The sequence below is a fragment of the Arthrobacter sp. Soil763 genome (assembly GCF_001428365.1).
In the GTDB taxonomy this organism is placed as follows: domain Bacteria; phylum Actinomycetota; class Actinomycetes; order Actinomycetales; family Micrococcaceae; genus Arthrobacter.
This window is the reverse complement of the sequence record NZ_LMSH01000002.1, coordinates 859,488-876,466: the sequence shown is the minus strand read 5'-3', so window position 1 is coordinate 876,466 and position 16,979 is coordinate 859,488. Positions and strand designations below refer to the sequence as shown.

General features: G+C 67.4%; 12 protein-coding genes and 1 pseudogene. 2 read left to right on the top strand and 11 right to left on the bottom strand.

The genetic code is table 11. From position 1 onward, the window contains the following. Positions 1 to 13: 13 nt before the first annotated feature. From ASG71_RS07640 to glf, 9 genes are all read right to left on the bottom strand, one after another. A complete protein-coding gene (locus ASG71_RS07640) occupies positions 14 to 1,171 on the bottom strand; it encodes a glycosyltransferase family 4 protein (protein ID WP_056738045.1) in 1,158 nt (385 codons plus the stop codon). After that, positions 1,168 to 2,163 carry a Gfo/Idh/MocA family protein gene (locus ASG71_RS07635; RefSeq protein WP_056738044.1) on the bottom strand — a complete coding sequence of 332 codons (996 nt, stop codon included), beginning with the start codon at positions 2,161 to 2,163 and terminating at the stop codon, positions 1,168 to 1,170. Before ASG71_RS07635 ends, ASG71_RS07640 begins: the two co-directional genes overlap by 4 nt. Then, the gene (locus ASG71_RS07630) at positions 2,163 to 3,254 is read right to left on the bottom strand and encodes a DegT/DnrJ/EryC1/StrS family aminotransferase (protein ID WP_056738043.1); all 1,092 of its coding nucleotides are present in this window, start codon (positions 3,252 to 3,254) and stop codon (positions 2,163 to 2,165) included. Before ASG71_RS07630 ends, ASG71_RS07635 begins: the two co-directional genes overlap by 1 nt. Then, positions 3,251 to 3,850 (bottom strand): acyltransferase, encoded by a 600-nt coding sequence (locus ASG71_RS07625; protein ID WP_056738042.1) that lies wholly within the window; start codon positions 3,848 to 3,850, stop codon positions 3,251 to 3,253. The genes ASG71_RS07630 and ASG71_RS07625 overlap by 4 nt, the downstream gene beginning before the upstream one ends. 60 nt (positions 3,851 to 3,910) lie before the next feature. Then, positions 3,911 to 5,200: a nucleotide sugar dehydrogenase gene (locus tag ASG71_RS07620; protein WP_056738041.1), complete on the bottom strand. Its 1,290-nt coding sequence runs from the start codon at positions 5,198 to 5,200 to the stop codon at positions 3,911 to 3,913. A 101-nt stretch (positions 5,201 to 5,301) separates the two neighbouring features. Next, positions 5,302 to 6,027 (bottom strand): ABC transporter ATP-binding protein, encoded by a 726-nt coding sequence (locus tag ASG71_RS07615; RefSeq protein ID WP_056738040.1) that lies wholly within the window; start codon positions 6,025 to 6,027, stop codon positions 5,302 to 5,304. Beyond that, the gene (locus ASG71_RS07610; RefSeq protein WP_056738039.1) at positions 6,027 to 6,908 is read right to left on the bottom strand and encodes an ABC transporter permease; all 882 of its coding nucleotides are present in this window, start codon (positions 6,906 to 6,908) and stop codon (positions 6,027 to 6,029) included. The genes ASG71_RS07615 and ASG71_RS07610 overlap by 1 nt, the downstream gene beginning before the upstream one ends. Further along, positions 6,905 to 8,902, bottom strand: coding sequence for a glycosyltransferase (locus ASG71_RS07605; protein ID WP_056738038.1), 1,998 nt, complete (start codon positions 8,900 to 8,902; stop codon positions 6,905 to 6,907). The genes ASG71_RS07610 and ASG71_RS07605 overlap by 4 nt, the downstream gene beginning before the upstream one ends. Then, on the bottom strand, positions 8,899 to 10,086 hold the full coding sequence (glf, locus tag ASG71_RS07600; protein ID WP_056738037.1) for a UDP-galactopyranose mutase: 1,188 nt from the start codon (positions 10,084 to 10,086) through the stop codon (positions 8,899 to 8,901). The genes ASG71_RS07605 and glf overlap by 4 nt, the downstream gene beginning before the upstream one ends. 222 nt (positions 10,087 to 10,308) lie before the next feature. On the opposite strand from glf, the pseudogene ASG71_RS16900 reads away from it, so the two are divergent. Beyond that, a pseudogene (locus ASG71_RS16900) lies at positions 10,309 to 12,600 on the top strand (FtsK/SpoIIIE domain-containing protein); the annotation flags it as partial. A gap of 1,815 nt (positions 12,601 to 14,415) precedes the next feature. Here ASG71_RS16900 and ASG71_RS16895 read toward each other — a convergent pair. Then, positions 14,416 to 14,823, bottom strand: a complete 408-nt coding sequence (locus ASG71_RS16895) for a hypothetical protein (RefSeq protein ID WP_235563990.1) — start codon at positions 14,821 to 14,823, stop codon at positions 14,416 to 14,418. A gap of 298 nt (positions 14,824 to 15,121) precedes the next feature. Here ASG71_RS16895 and ASG71_RS07590 point away from each other — a divergent pair, with 298 nt between their 5' ends. Continuing rightward, on the top strand, positions 15,122 to 15,370 hold the full coding sequence (locus ASG71_RS07590; RefSeq protein WP_003804966.1) for a WhiB family transcriptional regulator: 249 nt from the start codon (positions 15,122 to 15,124) through the stop codon (positions 15,368 to 15,370). A gap of 114 nt (positions 15,371 to 15,484) precedes the next feature. Here the strand turns inward: ASG71_RS07590 and ASG71_RS07585 are convergent, their stop codons facing one another. Next, the gene (locus ASG71_RS07585) at positions 15,485 to 16,954 is read right to left on the bottom strand and encodes a sensor histidine kinase (RefSeq protein WP_056738035.1); all 1,470 of its coding nucleotides are present in this window, start codon (positions 16,952 to 16,954) and stop codon (positions 15,485 to 15,487) included. Positions 16,955 to 16,979: the final 25 nt, after the last annotated feature.

Here is a 16,979-nt window from a genome sequence, read left to right as displayed (position 1 = left end):
CTTTGTGCTTTCGTCAGCGCCCCGCTGTTGCGAGGACGACACCGGCGGCGGCCTGCCCAGCGGCCTTGAGCGAGGCATGCTCCGCTACCCACTGCGAGCGGTGGTCCCGGCCGGCGTCGGCGGATTCGAGCGCCTCGATCATGGCAGCGGCGACCGCCTTGGGGTCATGGTCGACGGCGGAACCGAGTCCGTTGGCGGCCACCACTTCCGCGCCTTCTCCGGTGCCGGCGAAGATCACCCGGGTGCCGCATCCGGCTGCGGCATAGATTTTGGTGGGTTTCGCGAAGTCGTACCCTTGGCCGGGCTTGATGCTGACCAAGGCGGCGGCGGCACCGCGCAGCCAGGAGGCGGCCTCCCGGGGCGGAACGACGCCACCGAAGCTTACGCTGCCGGGAGCGAGTTCGGCCGCGAGGGCACGCAGCGCCGGCTCGTCCGTGCCCTGCCCGAAGAACCGGATCTCGGCTTCGGGGTGTTGCTGCCGCACGATCGGCAGGGCGCGGACAAAGACGTCGGCTCCCTGCCACTCGGAAATGGTTCCGGTATAGGCGAAGTACGGACGTGTGCATGCCGGGGCGGCCGCGTCGGGATTGAACACCGTGGTGTCCACGCCGTTGGCCACCACCGCGATTCGGTCCGAGGAGACCCCAAACTTACCGACTTGCTCGGCGACGGCGTCCGAGATGGCGATGACCCGCGCTGCGCGGCGCAGTACGAAGCCTTCGACGCGGCGCATCAGGCCGACGACGATGCCGGGGACGTCCGTCGCGGACAGGGCCTCGCTCCAGACGTCCGCGGCGTAGTACACGAACGGCCGGCGGCGCAGCCAACTGCCCAGCGCCACGATCAGGCCGGTGGTGGGCGGCGGTTCGGAAACCACGACGTCGGCGCGGACGGCGAGCAGCCGGAAGAAGGCGGGGATGTCGTAGCTCAGGTACTGCAGGTATCCGCGGACATTTCCGCCCGGGTCACGCAGCACCGGCCAGCGGCTCATCCGGAACGGCACCTTGCCGGCTGTCTCCCCGCCCGGGGCACGCGTGGTGACGACGCGGACCTCAGCCCCGGCGGCCACTAGACCGTCAACCAGTGCCCGCAGCCGAAACGCGGCCGCCCCCACCTCCGGGGTGAACAGCCGGGTGGCAACGGCCACCCGCACCCGGGAAACGTCAGTCACGGCGCGTCGACTTCGACCATCCGCCCGCTGCGGGCGGACTCCAACACGGCCTCGGCGACAATGAGGGTGTCCAGGCCTTCGCGCATCGTGACGACGTCGTTGCGCAGCCCCAGGACGGCGTCGCGGAATGCCTCATGTTCAGTGCGCAGCGGTTCAGGCTTGGCGATCGCGAGCCGCGTCATGTTGCCTTCCGAAACGCCGCGGAACGCCGCCATCGACTCCCATTCGGTCGCCACCGTGCCGTTCTCGAAGAACGTCAGGTCCGCGGTGACGGTGTCGGCGACGAAGGCGCCCTTCTCGCCGGTGACGATGGTCAGGCGCTCCTTCATCGGGGAGAGCCAGTTCACCAGGTGGTTGGTGATGACACCGTTTTCGAGCCGCCCGGTCGCGGCGACCATATCCTCGTGCGGACGGCCGCTGCGGGTGGTGACGTGCGCGAAGATCGATTCGAACCGGCTTTGCGCAAGCCACGCGGTGAGGTCGATGTCGTGCGTGCCGAGATCCTTCACCACGCCGACGTCGGCGATCCGGGACGGGAACGGCCCCTGCCGGCGGGTAGCAATCTGGTAGACCTCGCCGAGCTCTCCCGTTTCGATGCGCTTGCGCAGTGACTGCAGCGCCGGGTTGAACCGTTCGATGTGGCCGACGGCGCCGACCAGGTTCCGGCTTTCGAAAGCCTCGACTAGCCGCCGCCCGGCGTCGGCGCTGGCGGCTATCGGCTTCTCCACCAGAGTGTGGACGCCGGCCTCGGCGAGGGCCAGGCCGACTTCCTCATGCATGCCGGTGGGGACTGCGGCTACGGCCATGTCCAGGCCTTCACTGATGAGTTCCTCGACCGAGCCGAGGACCGGCAGCCGGCCGGCGACGCCGTGCGGGTCCCCGTAGGCGTCCGCCACCGCAATGAGGTCCACCCCGGGAAGTTCCCGTAGGACGCGGGCGTGGTGGCGGCCCATCATGCCCAGGCCGATGAGGCCGACGCGCAGGCGGGGCATCAGGCGCCAGCCTTGGCGAGCTTGTTGACCGCGGTGACGATGCGCTCAAGGTCGGCCTGGCTCAGCGAGGGGTGGACCGGAAGCGACAGGACTTCCTTCGCTGCCGTCTCGGTGTTGGGCAGGTCTTCGGTGCGGTTGAACGAAGGCAGCCGGTGGTTCGGAACGGGGTAGTAAACGCCCGTGCCGATGTTGAACTCCTCGCGGAGCGCCTTGGCCAGCCCGTCACGGTCCTCGGAGACCCGGATCGTGTACTGGTGGTACACGTGGGAGGCGCCTTCGGCAACCTTCGGGGTGCCCACAATTTCAAGGTTGGCGGTTAGGAATGCCGCGTTCTGCTGGCGCTGCTCGGTCCAGCCCATGACCTTCTTGAGCTGCACGCGCCCGATGGAGGCGTGCAGGTCGGTCATGCGGGCGTTGAAGCCGACGATTTCGTTCTCGTACTGCTTCTCCATGCCCTGGTTGCGGAGCAGGCGGAGGTTGCGCTCCACGGTGGCGTCAGGGGTGGAGACCATGCCGCCCTCGCCCGACGTCATGTTCTTGGTCGGGTAGAGGCTGAACATGGCGAACTTGCCGAACGTGCCCACCATCTGCCCGTTGAAGCTGGCCCCGTGTGCCTGGGCAGCGTCTTCGTAGAGGTCGATCCCCCGCTCCGCGGCGAGCTTCGAGAAGCCTTCTACATTGAACGGGTGCCCGTAGAGGTGCACGGGCATGATGCCCTTGGTCTTGTCCGTGATCAGCGACGCGACGTGGTCCACGTCCAGCGTGTACTGGTCCAGTTCGATATCCGCGAAAACCGGCGTCGCGCCGGTCAGGGCGACGGAGTTTCCGGTGGCCGCGAAGGTGAAGGACGGAACGATGACCTCGTCGCCGGGGCCGACGCCGGAGGCCAGGAGGCCCAGGTGCAAGCCCGAGGTGCCGGAGTTCACCGCGACCGAGGCACGCCCGTCGAGGAGGACGTCAGAGAATTCCTTCTCGAATTCCGCGACCTGGGTGCCCTGCGCGAGCATGCCCGTTGCCAGAACAGCGTCGACAGCAGCCCGCTCGTCGTCGCCGATGATCGGCTTCGCAGCCGGAATAAAGTCGTAGCTCATACGTTCTCCTCAGATTCCTTCAGGGAATTTCCGTCTTCAATGTACTTGGCGCCGGTCGCCGGGCAGACCCAGAAGCCGTCTTCCTGGCGCAGCGGCTCGCCCGCCTTGCCGACCCAGCCGAGGCGCTTGGCGGGAACCCCCGCCACCAGGGCGAACGGCGGCACGTCCTTGGTGACGACGGCACCTGCGGCGACAGTGGCCCACCGTCCGATCGTCACGGGTGCCACGCACACAGCCCGTGCTCCGATCGACGCGCCGTCCTCAATCGTGACGCCCACCGGCGTCCAGTCGTGGGCGCTCTTGAGCGAACCGTCAGGGCTGACCGAGCGGGGGTAGGTGTCGTTGGTCAGCACGACTGCAGGTCCAATGAAGACACCTTTACCGAGCTTCGCCGGCTCGTAGACCAGGGCGTAGTTCTGGATCTTGGTGTTGTCACCGATCTGCACCCCGGTTCCGACATAAGCGCCGCGGCCAACGATGCAGTTCTCCCCCAGGGTGGCCTGCTCGCGGACCTGGGCCAGGTGCCAGATTTTAGTTCCGGCGCCGAGGACTGCCTGGTCCGAAACGTCGGCGCTGGGCGCAATAGTCGTCGTCATAGTTGATTCCTCTCAAGGGTGCCGATGCTGCAGCCGCCGGCCGCAACGTGCGCGACTGGGTCAGGCCTTGCCGATAACACGGTAGGTGACGCCGTCCCAGCGGTCCGCAGAGCTGACCCGACGCCCGTCAATGAACGCCTTGATACCGGGCAGTTGTGCCGGTCCCAGCTCCTGGTACTCGGCGTGGTTTGCCTGGACGATCGCCGCGTCGACGGGCTCGCCGAGGTGGTGGGCGACAAACCCGAGCTTGTCGAGTTCGGCGTCGCTGTACAGCGGATCGTGAACAGAGACGACGGCGCCGCGCTTTTCCAGCGAAGCGACGGCGTCGAAGACGCCGGAAAATGCCGTTTCCTTGACCCCGCCGCGGTAGGCGGCGCCGAGCACGACGACGCGTGCTCCGGTGAGGTCGCCATAGGCACCTTCCAGGAGGCCCACCGTGTAGTCGGGCATGTCGGCGTTGGCGGCGCGGGCGGCGCGGACCACGGTGGCCTCCGGATCATTCCAGAGGTACAGACGCGGGTAGACCGGGATGCAGTGGCCGCCGACGGCGATGCCGGGCTGGTGGATGTGGCTGTACGGCTGGGAGTTGGACGCCTCAATGACCTGATAAATGTCAATGCCTGCCGTCGCCGCGAACCGCGCGAACTGGTTGGCGAGCCCGATGTTGACGTCCCGGTAGGTGGTCTCGGCGAGTTTCGCCAGTTCGGAGGCTTCCGCGGAACCGAGGTCCCACACGCCGTTGGGGCGGGCCAGGTCCGGACGGTCGTCGAAGTCGAGGACGGCTTCGTAGAACTCCACTGCCTTGGCCGCGCCGGCCTCGGACAAGCCGCCGACGAGCTTCGGGTATTTGCGGAGGTCCTCGAAGACGCGACCGGTCAGCACGCGCTCGGGAGAGAAAACGAGGTGGAAGTCCTGGCCCTCCACCAGGCCGGAGCCGGCTTCCAGTGCGGGCTTCCAGCGGGTGCGCGTGGTTCCCACCGGCAGCGTGGTCTCGTAGGAAACCAGGGTGCCCGGGGTCAGGTGCTTGGCGAGTTCCTCGGTCGCGGCGTCCATCCAGCCAAAGTCGGGCTTGGCGTCAGCATCGACGAACAGGGGCACGACGAGTACGACGGCGTCCGCGCCGGGGACAGCCTCAGCGTAGTCGGTGGTGGCGCGAAGCTTGCCGGCGGGCACGAGGTCCGAGAGCTTCTCCTGCAGGAACGCTTCGCCGGGGAACGGCTCAGTGCCCTCGTTGACGAGGTCAACGACCTGCTGGTTCACATCGACGCCCACAACGACATGGCCCTTGGAGGCGAACTGGACGGCCAGGGGCAGGCCGATCTTTCCCAACGCAATTACAGCAATCTTCACGATTTTCGTGCCTTTTCTCTCAATACCAGGTGTCGGGGCAGGGGGCTCAGTCTCCACCCTAGCCGTTGCCGCGCCGCGGCGGAGGCAGAGCGGTCGGCCTGCTACTTGCGCAGTTTGCCGACAGCCTCGCGGATCGGCCCATCAAACAATACATTTCCGTGTTCCAGCAGAACACCGCGGGCGCAGATCCGGGAGACGAGGTCAAGGTCGTGGCTGACGACCACGAGGGTCTTGCCGCGCTCGGCCAGTTCCTGGATCTTGCTGATGCACTTTCGCTGGAACGGTTCGTCGCCGACGGCCAGGATCTCATCGATCAGGAAAACCTCCGGATCGGTGTGGACGGCCACGGAGAAAGCCAGGCGCAGGTACATGCCGGACGAGTAGAACTTCACCTCGGTATCAATGAATTCGCCGATTTCGGCGAACTCCACGATCGACTCGAAGCGGTCGTTCACCTCCTGCTCCGACATCCCCAGGATCGCCCCATTGAGGTAGACGTTGTCGCGTCCCGACAGGTCAGGGTGGAAGCCTGCCCCGACCTCAATCAGGCCGGCGACACGGCCGCGGGTTCGGACCGTTCCGGTGTCGGGAAGCATGACCCCGGAGATGTGCTTAAGCAAGGTGGACTTGCCGGAGCCGTTGAGACCGAGGAGGGCGACTGTCTCCCCCGCCTCGACGTTCAGCGACACGTCCTTCAGGGCGTGGAACTTCTTGGTCAGGTCGCCCTTCCTGCCCTTGGCGAGCCACACAACCGCTTCTTTGATGGAGCGGGTGTGGCGCAGCACGAACTGCTTGCTGATACCGGAGACTTCAATCGCTTTTACCACTACAGCTCCTGGGCGAAACGGCCTTCGAGCCGCCGGAAGGTGAACTGGCCGAGCGCCAGGACAAGGACGGAGACGACAAGGCCGAGCGGCAGCCAGAGCCCCAGCAGATCCGGCGGCATGAGCGAGGACCCGTCGGTGGTCGGATACCAGAAGGCGTAGTGGAACAGCTCGACGCCGACGGTGATTGGGTTGGCCTGGTATAGGGCGAACCAGCCGGCACCAAGCTTCGCCTCGACCATAGACCAGGCATACATCACCGGGGACGCCCAGGTGGCGACCATGAGCAGCATATCCACCAGGTTCTCGGAGTCCCGGAAGTAGACGTTGGCTGCCCCGAAGAGCAACCCCAGACCGGCGGCCAGCAGTGCCACGATCGCGAAGCCGCCGACGGCGGAGAGCAACTGGACCGGGTTAGGGTGCCAGCCGGTGAACAGGCAGGCTGTCACCAGGACCACCAGCTGCGGGAAGAAGTGCACCGCGGAGACCCAGACAGAGGCGACCGGGAACAGCTCACGGGGCAGGTAGATCTTCTTGATCAGGTTGCCGTTTTGCACGATCGACCGCGCGGCGTTCCCCAGTGCTTCGGTGAAGAAGTTGATCAGGACGATCCCGGAGAACAGATAAACCGCGTAGTTCGAGAGGCCCTCGGGATTCCGGGGGCTCCGCTCCAGCCCGAGGAAGACCCCGAGCGCGATGTAGAAGACGATGAACTGGACGCCAGGTTTGACGTAAGACCACAACAGGCCGAGGACGGACCCGCGATAGCGGATCTTTAGCTCCTTACGGACCAACAGCTTCAGCAGAAAGCCCGATCGGCGGATGTCACGGATGCCCCGGCCCACCCCCGGCGTCGCGAGTTCGCCTAGCGACCCCGCACTCACTTGATCTCGTTCTGCGTGTGCTGCTCGAAAGTCGCCCTCCAGGACTCCATAGACGACAGCTCCGCCAGGGCAGCCCTGTACTCGACGCTGAGTTCACGCCAGTTTTTAAGGAGAAGGGCGTGCAGGCGGGCGCTTTCGGCCAGCATTTCGCGAAGCTGCTTCGGGTCCCGCTTGTACCAAGAGGCTCCAGTGCCTTCGGCGTTGGAGACAATGGCGCTGTCGAACTGGGACATCCGCCACCATCGGTTGTCCTGGTGGGCGACAGTCGTCTGGGGCCTCTGCTTGCTCGACTCGCTCACCGGGTTCAGAAGCTGCCTTACGACGGTTTTTGCTGCCCACGGAATCAAAGTTAGTGGTGATGGCCGGGACACCCCGTGACCACGACGGGGCGGCTTGTCCATCTTTGGGGCGGGGAAGTCATCCTGGTCCGGTCGAAGGACCGAGTCCGTGTAGCCCGCCATCATCTTGCGGATATCAGGCAGCCTGATCGGCAAGAGGTCCGGCAATACTTGCGAGCCCCTAAGAACATCCGCCACAGCCCAATTCCGCCCGCGGACGGTGGCATACTGCATCGACACAAGGTGCTTGACGTCGTGGTAGTGCGAGTCCCGCACGACACGACCACCGAATTCGTACGGGCTGTGAAGCAGCGCAGCAACAACCCGGTTACGGGCGTGGAAGTAGGCCTGCCAGCCGACCAGGTCGTCCTTGTCGATCCAGGAGACGTGCCACACCGCGGACCCAGGGAGAGACACTGTGGGAACCCCGTTGGCCTTGGCTCGCAGGCCGTACTCGGCATCGTCCCACTTGATAAAGAGCGGGAGCGATAGGCCGATTTCCCGAATCACTTTGGTCGGAATGAGACACATCCACCATCCGTTGTAATCAACGTCGCACCGTCGGTGCAGCCATGAAGTCTGGCGGAGGTTCGAAGACATGAAATCGTGTCCGAGGACCATGTCGTCGTTGGGAAGCGACGGCTGGAACCGGTACGGGTCCACCACTTCACCGAAGGTGTGAAGTACGGTCCGGTTGTATAGGTCGAACATGTGGCCGCCGACAATGGTCGGGGATTTGCAGCGGTCGGCGAACGTGAGCAATCGAATGATGCTTTCCGGTTCGACGACAACGTCGTCGTCCAACAACAGCGCATAGTCACTGCCATTCTCGACGGCCTCGAACATGCCGCGCGCAAAACCCCCGGAGCCACCCAGATTCGACTGGTTGATGATTCGCAACTTGCCACCCAAGGCATCCCGGACTTCGGCAAATCCTTCGGCTTCCGCAACTTTCTGCGTTCCTTGGTCCACCAGGAGTATCTCCTGTACATACTCCAGGGCCTCGGGATTATCGGCCATGAGACGAAGGTTGTTTAGACAAAAATCGGTCTTGTTCAACGTGGTGATCTGCAAGGTCACAGACCCCGGCTGTTTGTCGACAACCGGCGCTTGCCACTCCGCCTCCAGCATTACGAGCGGCGCCGTACCTGCCACGAGGTCAAACCAGTACCAGCCCCCGTCCCCGAAAGGTGCAAGGCTCAGTTCGAAATGGCTATCAGCTTTTCCATCCACCCTACGCGTATCGACCCGCTGGAGAGCCCCACGTGCGTTGGATTTGTACACGATAACCGACCCCGGGCCCTCAGTCCGAACGTGCAGTTGGACTTTCTCGACAGAGGTCCAACGGCGCCAGTAGCTGGCTGGGAAGGCGTTGAAGTAGCTGCCAAATGACACCCGCTCGCCAGATCTGACGAGGGTCGAACGCCGTGAGAGGAAATCCTCAAAGTGGGCCTCCTTAGCTGGAACAGCAAGGCCGCGAGCACCCGAAGATTTGGTCTTATGCTCACCGTCGGTCGGAATCTGAGTTCCCGTCGCGGCCCCCATGTCCATGTACAGCGGGACCGTATCCATCTGGCTCGGGCTCGGCAATATGACCCGCTGCAAGGCCGACCAGCTGAGCTTCGTTCCCGCTTCAACCTCGTTTGTAACCGTCATTCGTCCACTCCTCCGCTTTCAATCTTGGCGCCGGCCTCGAAGTGCGGGCGGATCTTGTTCTCGAACATGGTCAGGGCCGAGCCGATGGCCATGTGCATGTCCAGGTACTTGTAGGTGCCGAGGCGGCCGCCGAAAAGCACGTCCCGCTCCGCGGCCGCGAGATCGCGGTACTTGAGCAGCCGTTCACGGTCCGCCGGGGTGTTGATCGGGTAGTAGGGCTCGTCGCCCTTCTCGGCCGCGCGGGAGAACTCCCGCATGATGACGGTTTTTTCCGTCTGGTAGTCGCGCTCCGGGTGGAAGTGGCGCGGCTCGATGATGCGCGTGTAGGGGACGTCGTCGTCGTTGTAGTTGACCACCGACGTTCCCTGGAAGTCTCCGACGTCGAGGACTTCCTCCTCGAAGTCAATGGTGCGCCAGGAAAGGTCGCCCTCGGCGTAATCGAAGTAGCGGTCCACCGGGCCCGTGTAGACAACCGGAATGTTGCCGACGACTTTGTCCTTGCTGTACTCGTGCGACTCGTCGAAGAAGTCCGTGTTGAGCCGGACCTCGATGTTCGGGTGCTCGGCCATCTTCTCAATCCAGGCGGTGTAGCCGTTGGTCGGCAGGCCCTCGTACTTGTCGTTGAAGTAGCGGTTGTCGTAGTTGTAGCGCACGGGGAGCCTGGAAATGATGCCGGCGGGCAGGTCCTTCGGATCCGTCTGCCACTGTTTGCCGGTGTAGTGCTTGATGAACGCCTCGTACAGCGGCCGGCCGATGAGCTGGATGCCCTTGTCGTTCAGGTTCTGCGGGTCAGTGCCGGCGAGCTCGCCTGCCTGTTCCTTGATCAGTGCCTGGGCCTGGCCCGGGGTCAGGTTCGCACGGAAGAACTGATTGATGGTGGCCAGGTTGATGGGCAAGGAGTACACCTCGCCCTTGTGGACGCCATAGACCTTGTGCACGTAGTTGGTGAACGTCGTGAAACGGTTGACGTACTCCCAGACCCGGTCGTTGGAGGTGTGGAAAAGGTGGGCGCCGTAGCGGTGGACTTCGATCCCGGTCTGCTCCTCCTTTTCGCTGTAGGCATTGCCGCCGATGTGGTGGCGACGGTCGAGGACGACGACCTTCAAGCCGAGCTCGGTGGCGGCCTGTTCTGCGATTGTCAGGCCGAAAAAGCCCGACCCTACGATGACGAGGTCAGCGGTCACAAAATCTCCTGGTTCGAATGCGGGCAGCCCAATGTTGAGCATTGTCTGCTGCTCTAGACTACCTAGGCTTTTGCTAGAGCCACGAATCGCGGCTCCGCCACCTGCGCGGATCCGCCCACTGCGCAGCCTTTCGCTGTAATCCACATAGCACCGTCCCGGGCGGACGGCCGCCCAGGACTTCCGTAGCTTGGGGACAGGTACCGTCGAAACCAACGGGGGCTGATGCAATTGCGCCGCACCATGTTGCTGCACTGCACGCTCGTGCGCGGGCCGGCCGCCGCGCTGCCCGGGCCGGTCGAGGAACTTTCCATCGATCTCCCCGCAGGGTGCCCCGGTGCGGATCTGGAGGAGGCTCTGGCTCGGCAATTCGGCACCGGCGTCCTCAGCGTGGCCGGCGTGCCGGTGCGCGCGCTCACCGCCGGAGAACGGCCCCTGGTCGCCGGCGCGGTCCTGGTCGACGGCGGGATGGGCCCGCACTTGGCAACGCCGAACGACGGCGGGGCGGGTCTGCTGCTCGCGGTCCACGGCGGCCCCGGGGCCGGGATGGTGTTCCCACTAAGCCGGGGCCGGTACCGGGTGGGCCGCGGGCGGGCAGAGTTGAAGATCCCGGATGCGGAGCTTTCCCGTGAGCACGCTGCGCTCGAGGTCGGTGACAAGGGAGCCATCCTGGTCGACCTTGGCAGCGCCAACGGCACCGCGGTGGACGGCCGGCGGGTGGGCCGGACTTGGGTCGGCAGCGCCGCCGCCATCGTCTGTGGCCGGTCCACGATGGCCCTGCTGTTCCGCGGCGGGTCCGTTTCCGGCGACGGGGCCGGACCGGACGGCTGGACCGATGCCGGGAGCGATGCCACGGCCCCGCTGAGGATCCCGAACCCGGGTTCTGCCGGCAACCGCGTGGCCCTGGTCCTCACGGCTGCCCTGCCCCTGGCCGTCGGCGCCGCCCTCGCCGCCGTTACCGGGCTCTGGATGTTTCTGGCCTTCTCGGCCCTCTCCGCCGTCGCGGTACTGGTGCCCGCGCTGTCGGTCGGGCGGCGGCGCCGCGGGCTGAGGACGGCGGTCGCCGCCGCGGCGGCACGGGACCTCGAGCGCCGCCGGCGGGCCGCTCCGTCCGCCGCCGATCTGGTTCTGGGCGTCCGTGCCGCAGGGAGCATGCCTGAAGGAACCGGGGCCGGTCCGGTCTGGTTGCGGCTCGGCCTCGCCCCGGCCGCGGCGCGGATCCGGCTGGACCCGGACGGACCTGGCCTTCGCGCGCCATCACTGGGCCCGGTGCCGGTATGCCTGGACCCGGCCGTCCCGGCGCGGCTCAGCGGCAACGGGGATGACCTGGCAGGGCTGGTGCGGTACCTCATCATGCAACTGGCGGCCTTTCCCCGGGCACGCGGCACGCGCGTCGTGGTGCACGGGCCTGCGTCATCGTTGCCGCTTGCGGCCCGCTTCCTGGCCCGGGTGACCCTGTCGGCCAGCGCGGCGCGGACCGCTGCGGCGCTGGCCACCCTCGCCGGGGCGGGCGGGACGCCCGGGGTGCTGGTCCTCCTGCCCGGGGCTGCCGGTGCCGCGGCCCTCTGCGCGACAGGGATGAAAGCGGGCTGGCAGCTGCTGGATTGTTCCGGCACCGGACCGCCTGGGCTCTGCCAAGAGATCCGCCTTGGTCCCAGCGGCGGCATCCTATGCACCGCCGACGGCGAGACCGGGTTCGTCCCGGATCTGGTGCCGGCGGAGGTCTTTGACCGTTTCTGCCGGTGCCTGGGTGCGTTGGGGGCGGAGCAGGACGGGGACCTCGCGACCCTCCCGGACGCCTGCACGCTCAGCGCCCTGCTCCCCCTCGACACCGGCGAAGTCGCACGGCGCTGGGCGGCCTCGGGAGGGCAGCCCGGCGGCCCGGGTCGGCGGCCCGGATCCGGGCCCGACCGGGCGGGTCTCTCCGTCTCTGGGAGCCTGTCCGTCCCGGTGGGGATAGCGGCGTCGGGTCCGCTGCTGCTCGACCTGCTGGCGGACGGCCCGCACCTGCTCGTGGCCGGGACCACCGGGTCCGGGAAGTCTGAGTTTCTGCGCACGCTGGTCGCCGGACTGGCCGCAAGCTATCCGCCGTATGCCGTCAATCTGCTCTTCATCGATTTCAAGGGCGGCTCCGGGCTTGGACCGCTTGCCGCCCTGCCGCACTGCGTCGGCATCCTTACCGATCTGTCGGCGGGGGAGCTTGAGCGCGGCCTGGCATCCCTGCGGGCCGAGGTGCGCCACCGGGAGGAGCGGCTGGCCGAGGCCGGCGTGCCGGACATCGCCGCGTACCAGGCCCTGGACGCCGGCCTGCCGCGGCTGCCCCGGCTGGTCCTCGTGATTGACGAGTTCCGCGTGCTGGTGGACGAAGCGCCGGAGGCGCTGCGGGAATTGCTGCGGGTGGCCACCATCGGCCGGTCCCTTGGACTGCACCTGGTGATGGCCACCCAACGGCCGCAGGGCGCGTTGTCGGCGGATATCCGGGCCAATGTCACCAGCAGCGTGGTCCTGCGCGTCCAATCCGAAGCCGAGTCCAGCGACATCATGCGCTCCGGCCTCGCCGCGACCATTCCGCTGGGGCTGCCGGGGCGGGCCTATTTGGTGCGGGGTTACGGGAAGCCGGAGCCATTCCAGACTGCCGCCCTCGACGGCGCCGCGCCCGCGGCCGGACCGGCCGTGGCGGTCCGGTACGCCCGGGACCTGCTGGAGCTGCACTCGACAGGCCCGTTACCCGGCCCGCCGCCTGCCGGCCCGTTCCCTACCCCGCCACGGGATTCCACGCTGGCGGCAGCTGACCTCGCGCGCACGCTGTCGGCGCTCTGGGCCCGGCAGGCAGGGGCGCCTCCCCGGCGCCCGGTCGCTGAACCGCTGGCCCGCTCGCTGCCCCTGCCGCGCGGCCCCGCTGGCCCCGGCACCACGGCGGAGGTTGCGCTCGGCATGCTGGATGTACCGGATGAACAGCGGCTCACTCCCCTGCACTGGTCCCCCGAGGACGGCCACCTGGTCCTCCTCGGCGGACACGCGGGGGGCCCGGCACCGGGACCATCTCTGATAGTCAGCGACGTGGTGGACCGGCTGCTGGATGCCTCCGTGGAAAGGCATCTGTACCTCCTCGACGGGGACGGTTCGCTGCGCGGCGCGGCAGGCTGTTCCAGGGTCGGGGCCTCGGCCGGAACCCACGAGCTCCGCCGCGCCGTCCGGATACTGGAGCGCCTGGTTGGCGAGGGCCGCCGCCGGCGCGCCGCGGGCACGGCCCCGGAGTCCCCGCCGCTGGTCCTCGTGATGAGCAACTGGGGCACCTGGATGTCCGCCTTCCGCGCCGGTCCCTTGGCGTGGGCTGAAGACCTGGTCGGCGACATCATCCGCGACGGACCCGCAGCGGGCATCACGGCCATCCTCTCGGGAGCGCGGGAACTCGTGACGGCCCGGTTCTTTGCAGCGCTCCCCAACCGCATTTACTTCCCCTCCGGGTCCACGGAGGAAGGCCGGTACAGCTGGCCACGGCTTCCGAGCCTTCCCGATATTCCTCGCCGGGTGGCCGCTTCCGGCCCCTTCGCCCGGCCCGCTCCGCTGGCGGCGCAGCTCTTTGAACCATCCGGGCCGGGGACCCGGCCGGCGGCCGCCAGGCCACCGCGGGTCCGGCCCTTCCGGGTGGAACCGCTGCCGGCAAAGGTGACGGTGGCCGAGGTCAGGGCCCGGCTCGACCGGCAGTCCGCCGTCACCCCCAGATCGGCCCCCGCCGCCCCGTCTGACCGGGAACCTGCCGGACCTGCACTCAGGGGCACGGGGCGGTCGCTGTGGATCGGGGTCGGTGGGGACGAACCCGCCCCGGCCTGCGTCCCGCTGCCGCCCGGCCGCGTCCTGGCGGCCCTGGGTGGGCCGGGCTCAGGAAAGAGCACCTTGCTGGCAGCGCTGCCCGGACTGAACCCCGCAGCGGACTGGCTCTCTCCGGCGGGCCGGTCGCCGAGCAACTACTGGGAAGCAGTGCTGGCGCGGGCGCGGTCCGGCCGTCTGGATCCGGCCGCCGTCGCACTGGCCGACGACCTGGACCTGCTGGGACCGGAGGTCAACCTGCACCTTCTGGAGCTCACCGCCTTGGGCTGGCCGGTAGTGTGGTCGGCGTCTTTTAGTCCCCTGCTCACTCAGCGGGTGCCACTGGCGCTGCAGGCCCGCGGTGCAGGTACCGGGATCCTGATCCGGCCGCAGTCCCCCGGCGACGGAGACCTTTTCGGGGTCCGCTTCGAGGCGGACGACAACCAGCCGCCGGGACGCGCCGTCGTCGTGGTCGGCGGCCGGGCCTCGGCCGTCCAGTTGGCCGTCCCGGACCCAGTCCCCCTAGAGGGCCCGGCTGGAGCCTCCCGGCCTGGACGCGAACGCGATGACGCGCTTATCGAAGAGCAGCACGATGGCCAGGGCCGCCGGTATCAGCATGGCAAGTCCGGGTACCGGATACCCGCCGGTCAGGGTGGGGAAACCGATGGTGAGCACGAAGAGCTGGGCCACCAGCGCCCCGGCCCTGGGCCAGCGGTATCCGCGGAACAGGAAATACCCGACCGCATAAAGCCAGGCGGAGAACGCCAGCAGGAGCCCGAGGGTGAAGACTGCCCCCCAGAAGGAAAGGACCGGCGCGCCGGACACTAGCTGGAAGCCGTACCAGCCCGCGGCGACCAGCAGGGCCGTGGCCTCCAGCGCGGTCACAATCGCAATGACGGTAATTCCGGCGGGCCGCGGCCCGGGATCCATCGGTCCGGTGCCGGGCACGGAATCGGCAGGATCGGAGGGGTTCACGGGGGGTCTTGACACACTGGCACCCTACCGGACATAGTCGGACAGAAGTGGGGGCTAGGCCAGCTAATGTGATGCATCGCTCACGATCTGGCCGCATTTCAACGGCAAATACCCCTTGTTTACACAGCGTTAACATGACACGCTTAATCCAGATGACCGAGGGGGCCCTGAGGGCCCCTTTCTTATGAAGCCTCTAGTGAATAATTTCACAAAGGCATTTAACGTATTCCCAGGAATGGAGTTACTGATCAGCATGGATTGGCGTAACCGCGCAGCGTGCCTCGACAAGGACCCGGAGCTGTTTTTCCCCGTCGGAAACACCGGCCCCGCCCTCCTGCAGATCGAGGAAGCGAAAAGCGTCTGCCGGCGTTGCCCCGTCGTCGACACCTGCCTCCAGTGGGCCCTCGAGTCCGGCCAGGATGCCGGCGTCTGGGGCGGCATGAGCGAGGACGAGCGCCGGGCCCTCAAGCGCCGCGCAGCCCGCGCCCGCCGCGCCTCCTGACTGTCCGCCGGACCACCCGGCAGCGAAGGCCCCGGACCGTATGGTCCGGGGCCTTCGTACATTCAGGTCCCGCCGCAGGGCCGCCGCAGCAGGACCGCCGCGGCGGAGCGGGTGTCAGCGCCTGGCCAGGCTGAGGACGATCTGCACCGCGGTGCCGCCGCCGTCGCGGGGCTTCCACTGGATGCTGCCGCCGAGTTCGCTCGTGACCAGCGTGCGCACGATCTGCAGGCCGAGGCCCTCGGTGTAGGACCCGGCCGGCAGGCCCACGCCGTCGTCCGCCACCGTCACGGTCAGCAGCTCGTCCCCCTCCTCGCTTTCGGAGCGGTCCGCGAGCAGCCATACCGTCCCGGCGCGGCCCTCAAGGCCGTGTTCGACGGCGTTGGTCACGAGCTCGTTGATGACCAGGGCCAGCGGCGTGGCGAGGTCGCTGGGCAGCTCGCCGAACTGGCCTGAGCGCTGGGTCTTTACCTGCTGGGACGGCGAGGCGACCTCGGCCGAGAGCCGGAACTGACGGCCGATCAGCTCGTCGAAGTCCACGCTCTGGGTCAGGCCCTGGGACAGGGTCTCGTGGACGAGGGCGATGGTCGCCACCCGGCGCATCGCCTGTTCGAGTCCCTGCTTGGCTTCGTCGCTGACCATGCGGCGCGACTGCATGCGCAGCAGGGCGGCCACGGTTTGCAGGTTGTTCTTGACCCGGTGGTGGATTTCGCGGATGGTGGCGTCCTTGGTGACGAGCTCCATCTCGCGGCGGCGCAGCTCGGAGACGTCGCGGCACAGCACCAGCGCGCCGAAGCGCTGTTGCTCGTCCCGCAGCGGAATTGCCCGCAGCGACAGGCTCACGCCGCGCGATTCGATCTCACTACGCCACGGCATCCGCCCGGTGACCACCAGCGGCAGGGTTTCGTCCACCATCCGGCGGTCCCGGAGCAGGCCCGCGGTGACTTCGGCCAGCGACCGGCCCTCGAGCGACTCGCCGTCACCGAGCCGGCGGAAGGCGGAAACGCCGTTCGGGCTGGCGTACTGCACGATCCCCTCGGCGTCGAGGCGGATCAGCCCGTCGCCGACGCGCGGCGCGCCGCGGCGCGACCCGGTCGGCGAGGCGAAGTCGGGCCAGAGGCCCAGGGTGCCCATCCGCAGCAGGTCGTAGGCGCATTGCCGGTAGGTCAGCTCCAGCCTCGAGGGCATCCGCGAGCTGGAGAGGTCCATATGCGAGGTCACGATCGCCAGGGTCCGGCCGTTGCGAACCATCGGAACGGCCTCGACCCGCATGGCCATGTCGCTGCTCCAGTTGGTCTCGTTGGAGCGTTCGATGGTCCGGCTCTCCCACGCCTTGTCCACGAGCCGCTTCAGGTCCGACCGGATGCCCTCCCCCACGAAGTCGGCGTGGAACACCGTATGCGTGGTGGAGGGCCGCACGTGGGCCAGGGCCACGTACCCCAGCTCCGGGTGCGGGAACCACAGGGCAAGGTCGGCGAAGGCGAGGTCGGCGACCATCTGCCAGTCCCCCACGAGCAGGTGCAGCCACTCGGCATCCCCCGGCCCGAAATCAGCATGCTCCCTGATAGGGTCCGTAAAGATTGCCACAGCACCTCCATTTGCGACGCGGGGG

Bases quoted from the DNA above. Each gene is read 5' to 3' on its own strand.
- ASG71_RS07635 (WP_056738044.1), bottom strand. From the start codon at position 2,163: ATGCCCCGCCTGCGCGTCGGCCTCATCGGCCTGGGCATGATGGGCCGC.
- ASG71_RS07630 (WP_056738043.1), bottom strand. From the start codon at position 3,254: ATGAGCTACGACTTTATTCCGGCTGCGAAGCCGATCATCGGCGACGAC.
- ASG71_RS07625 (WP_056738042.1), bottom strand. From the start codon at position 3,850: ATGACGACGACTATTGCGCCCAGCGCCGACGTTTCGGACCAGGCAGTC.
- ASG71_RS07605 (WP_056738038.1), bottom strand. From the start codon at position 8,902: ATGACGGTTACAAACGAGGTTGAAGCGGGAACGAAGCTCAGCTGGTCG.
- ASG71_RS16895 (WP_235563990.1), bottom strand. From the start codon at position 14,823: ATGGATCCCGGGCCGCGGCCCGCCGGAATTACCGTCATTGCGATTGTG.
- ASG71_RS07590 (WP_003804966.1), top strand. From the start codon at position 15,122: ATGGATTGGCGTAACCGCGCAGCGTGCCTCGACAAGGACCCGGAGCTG.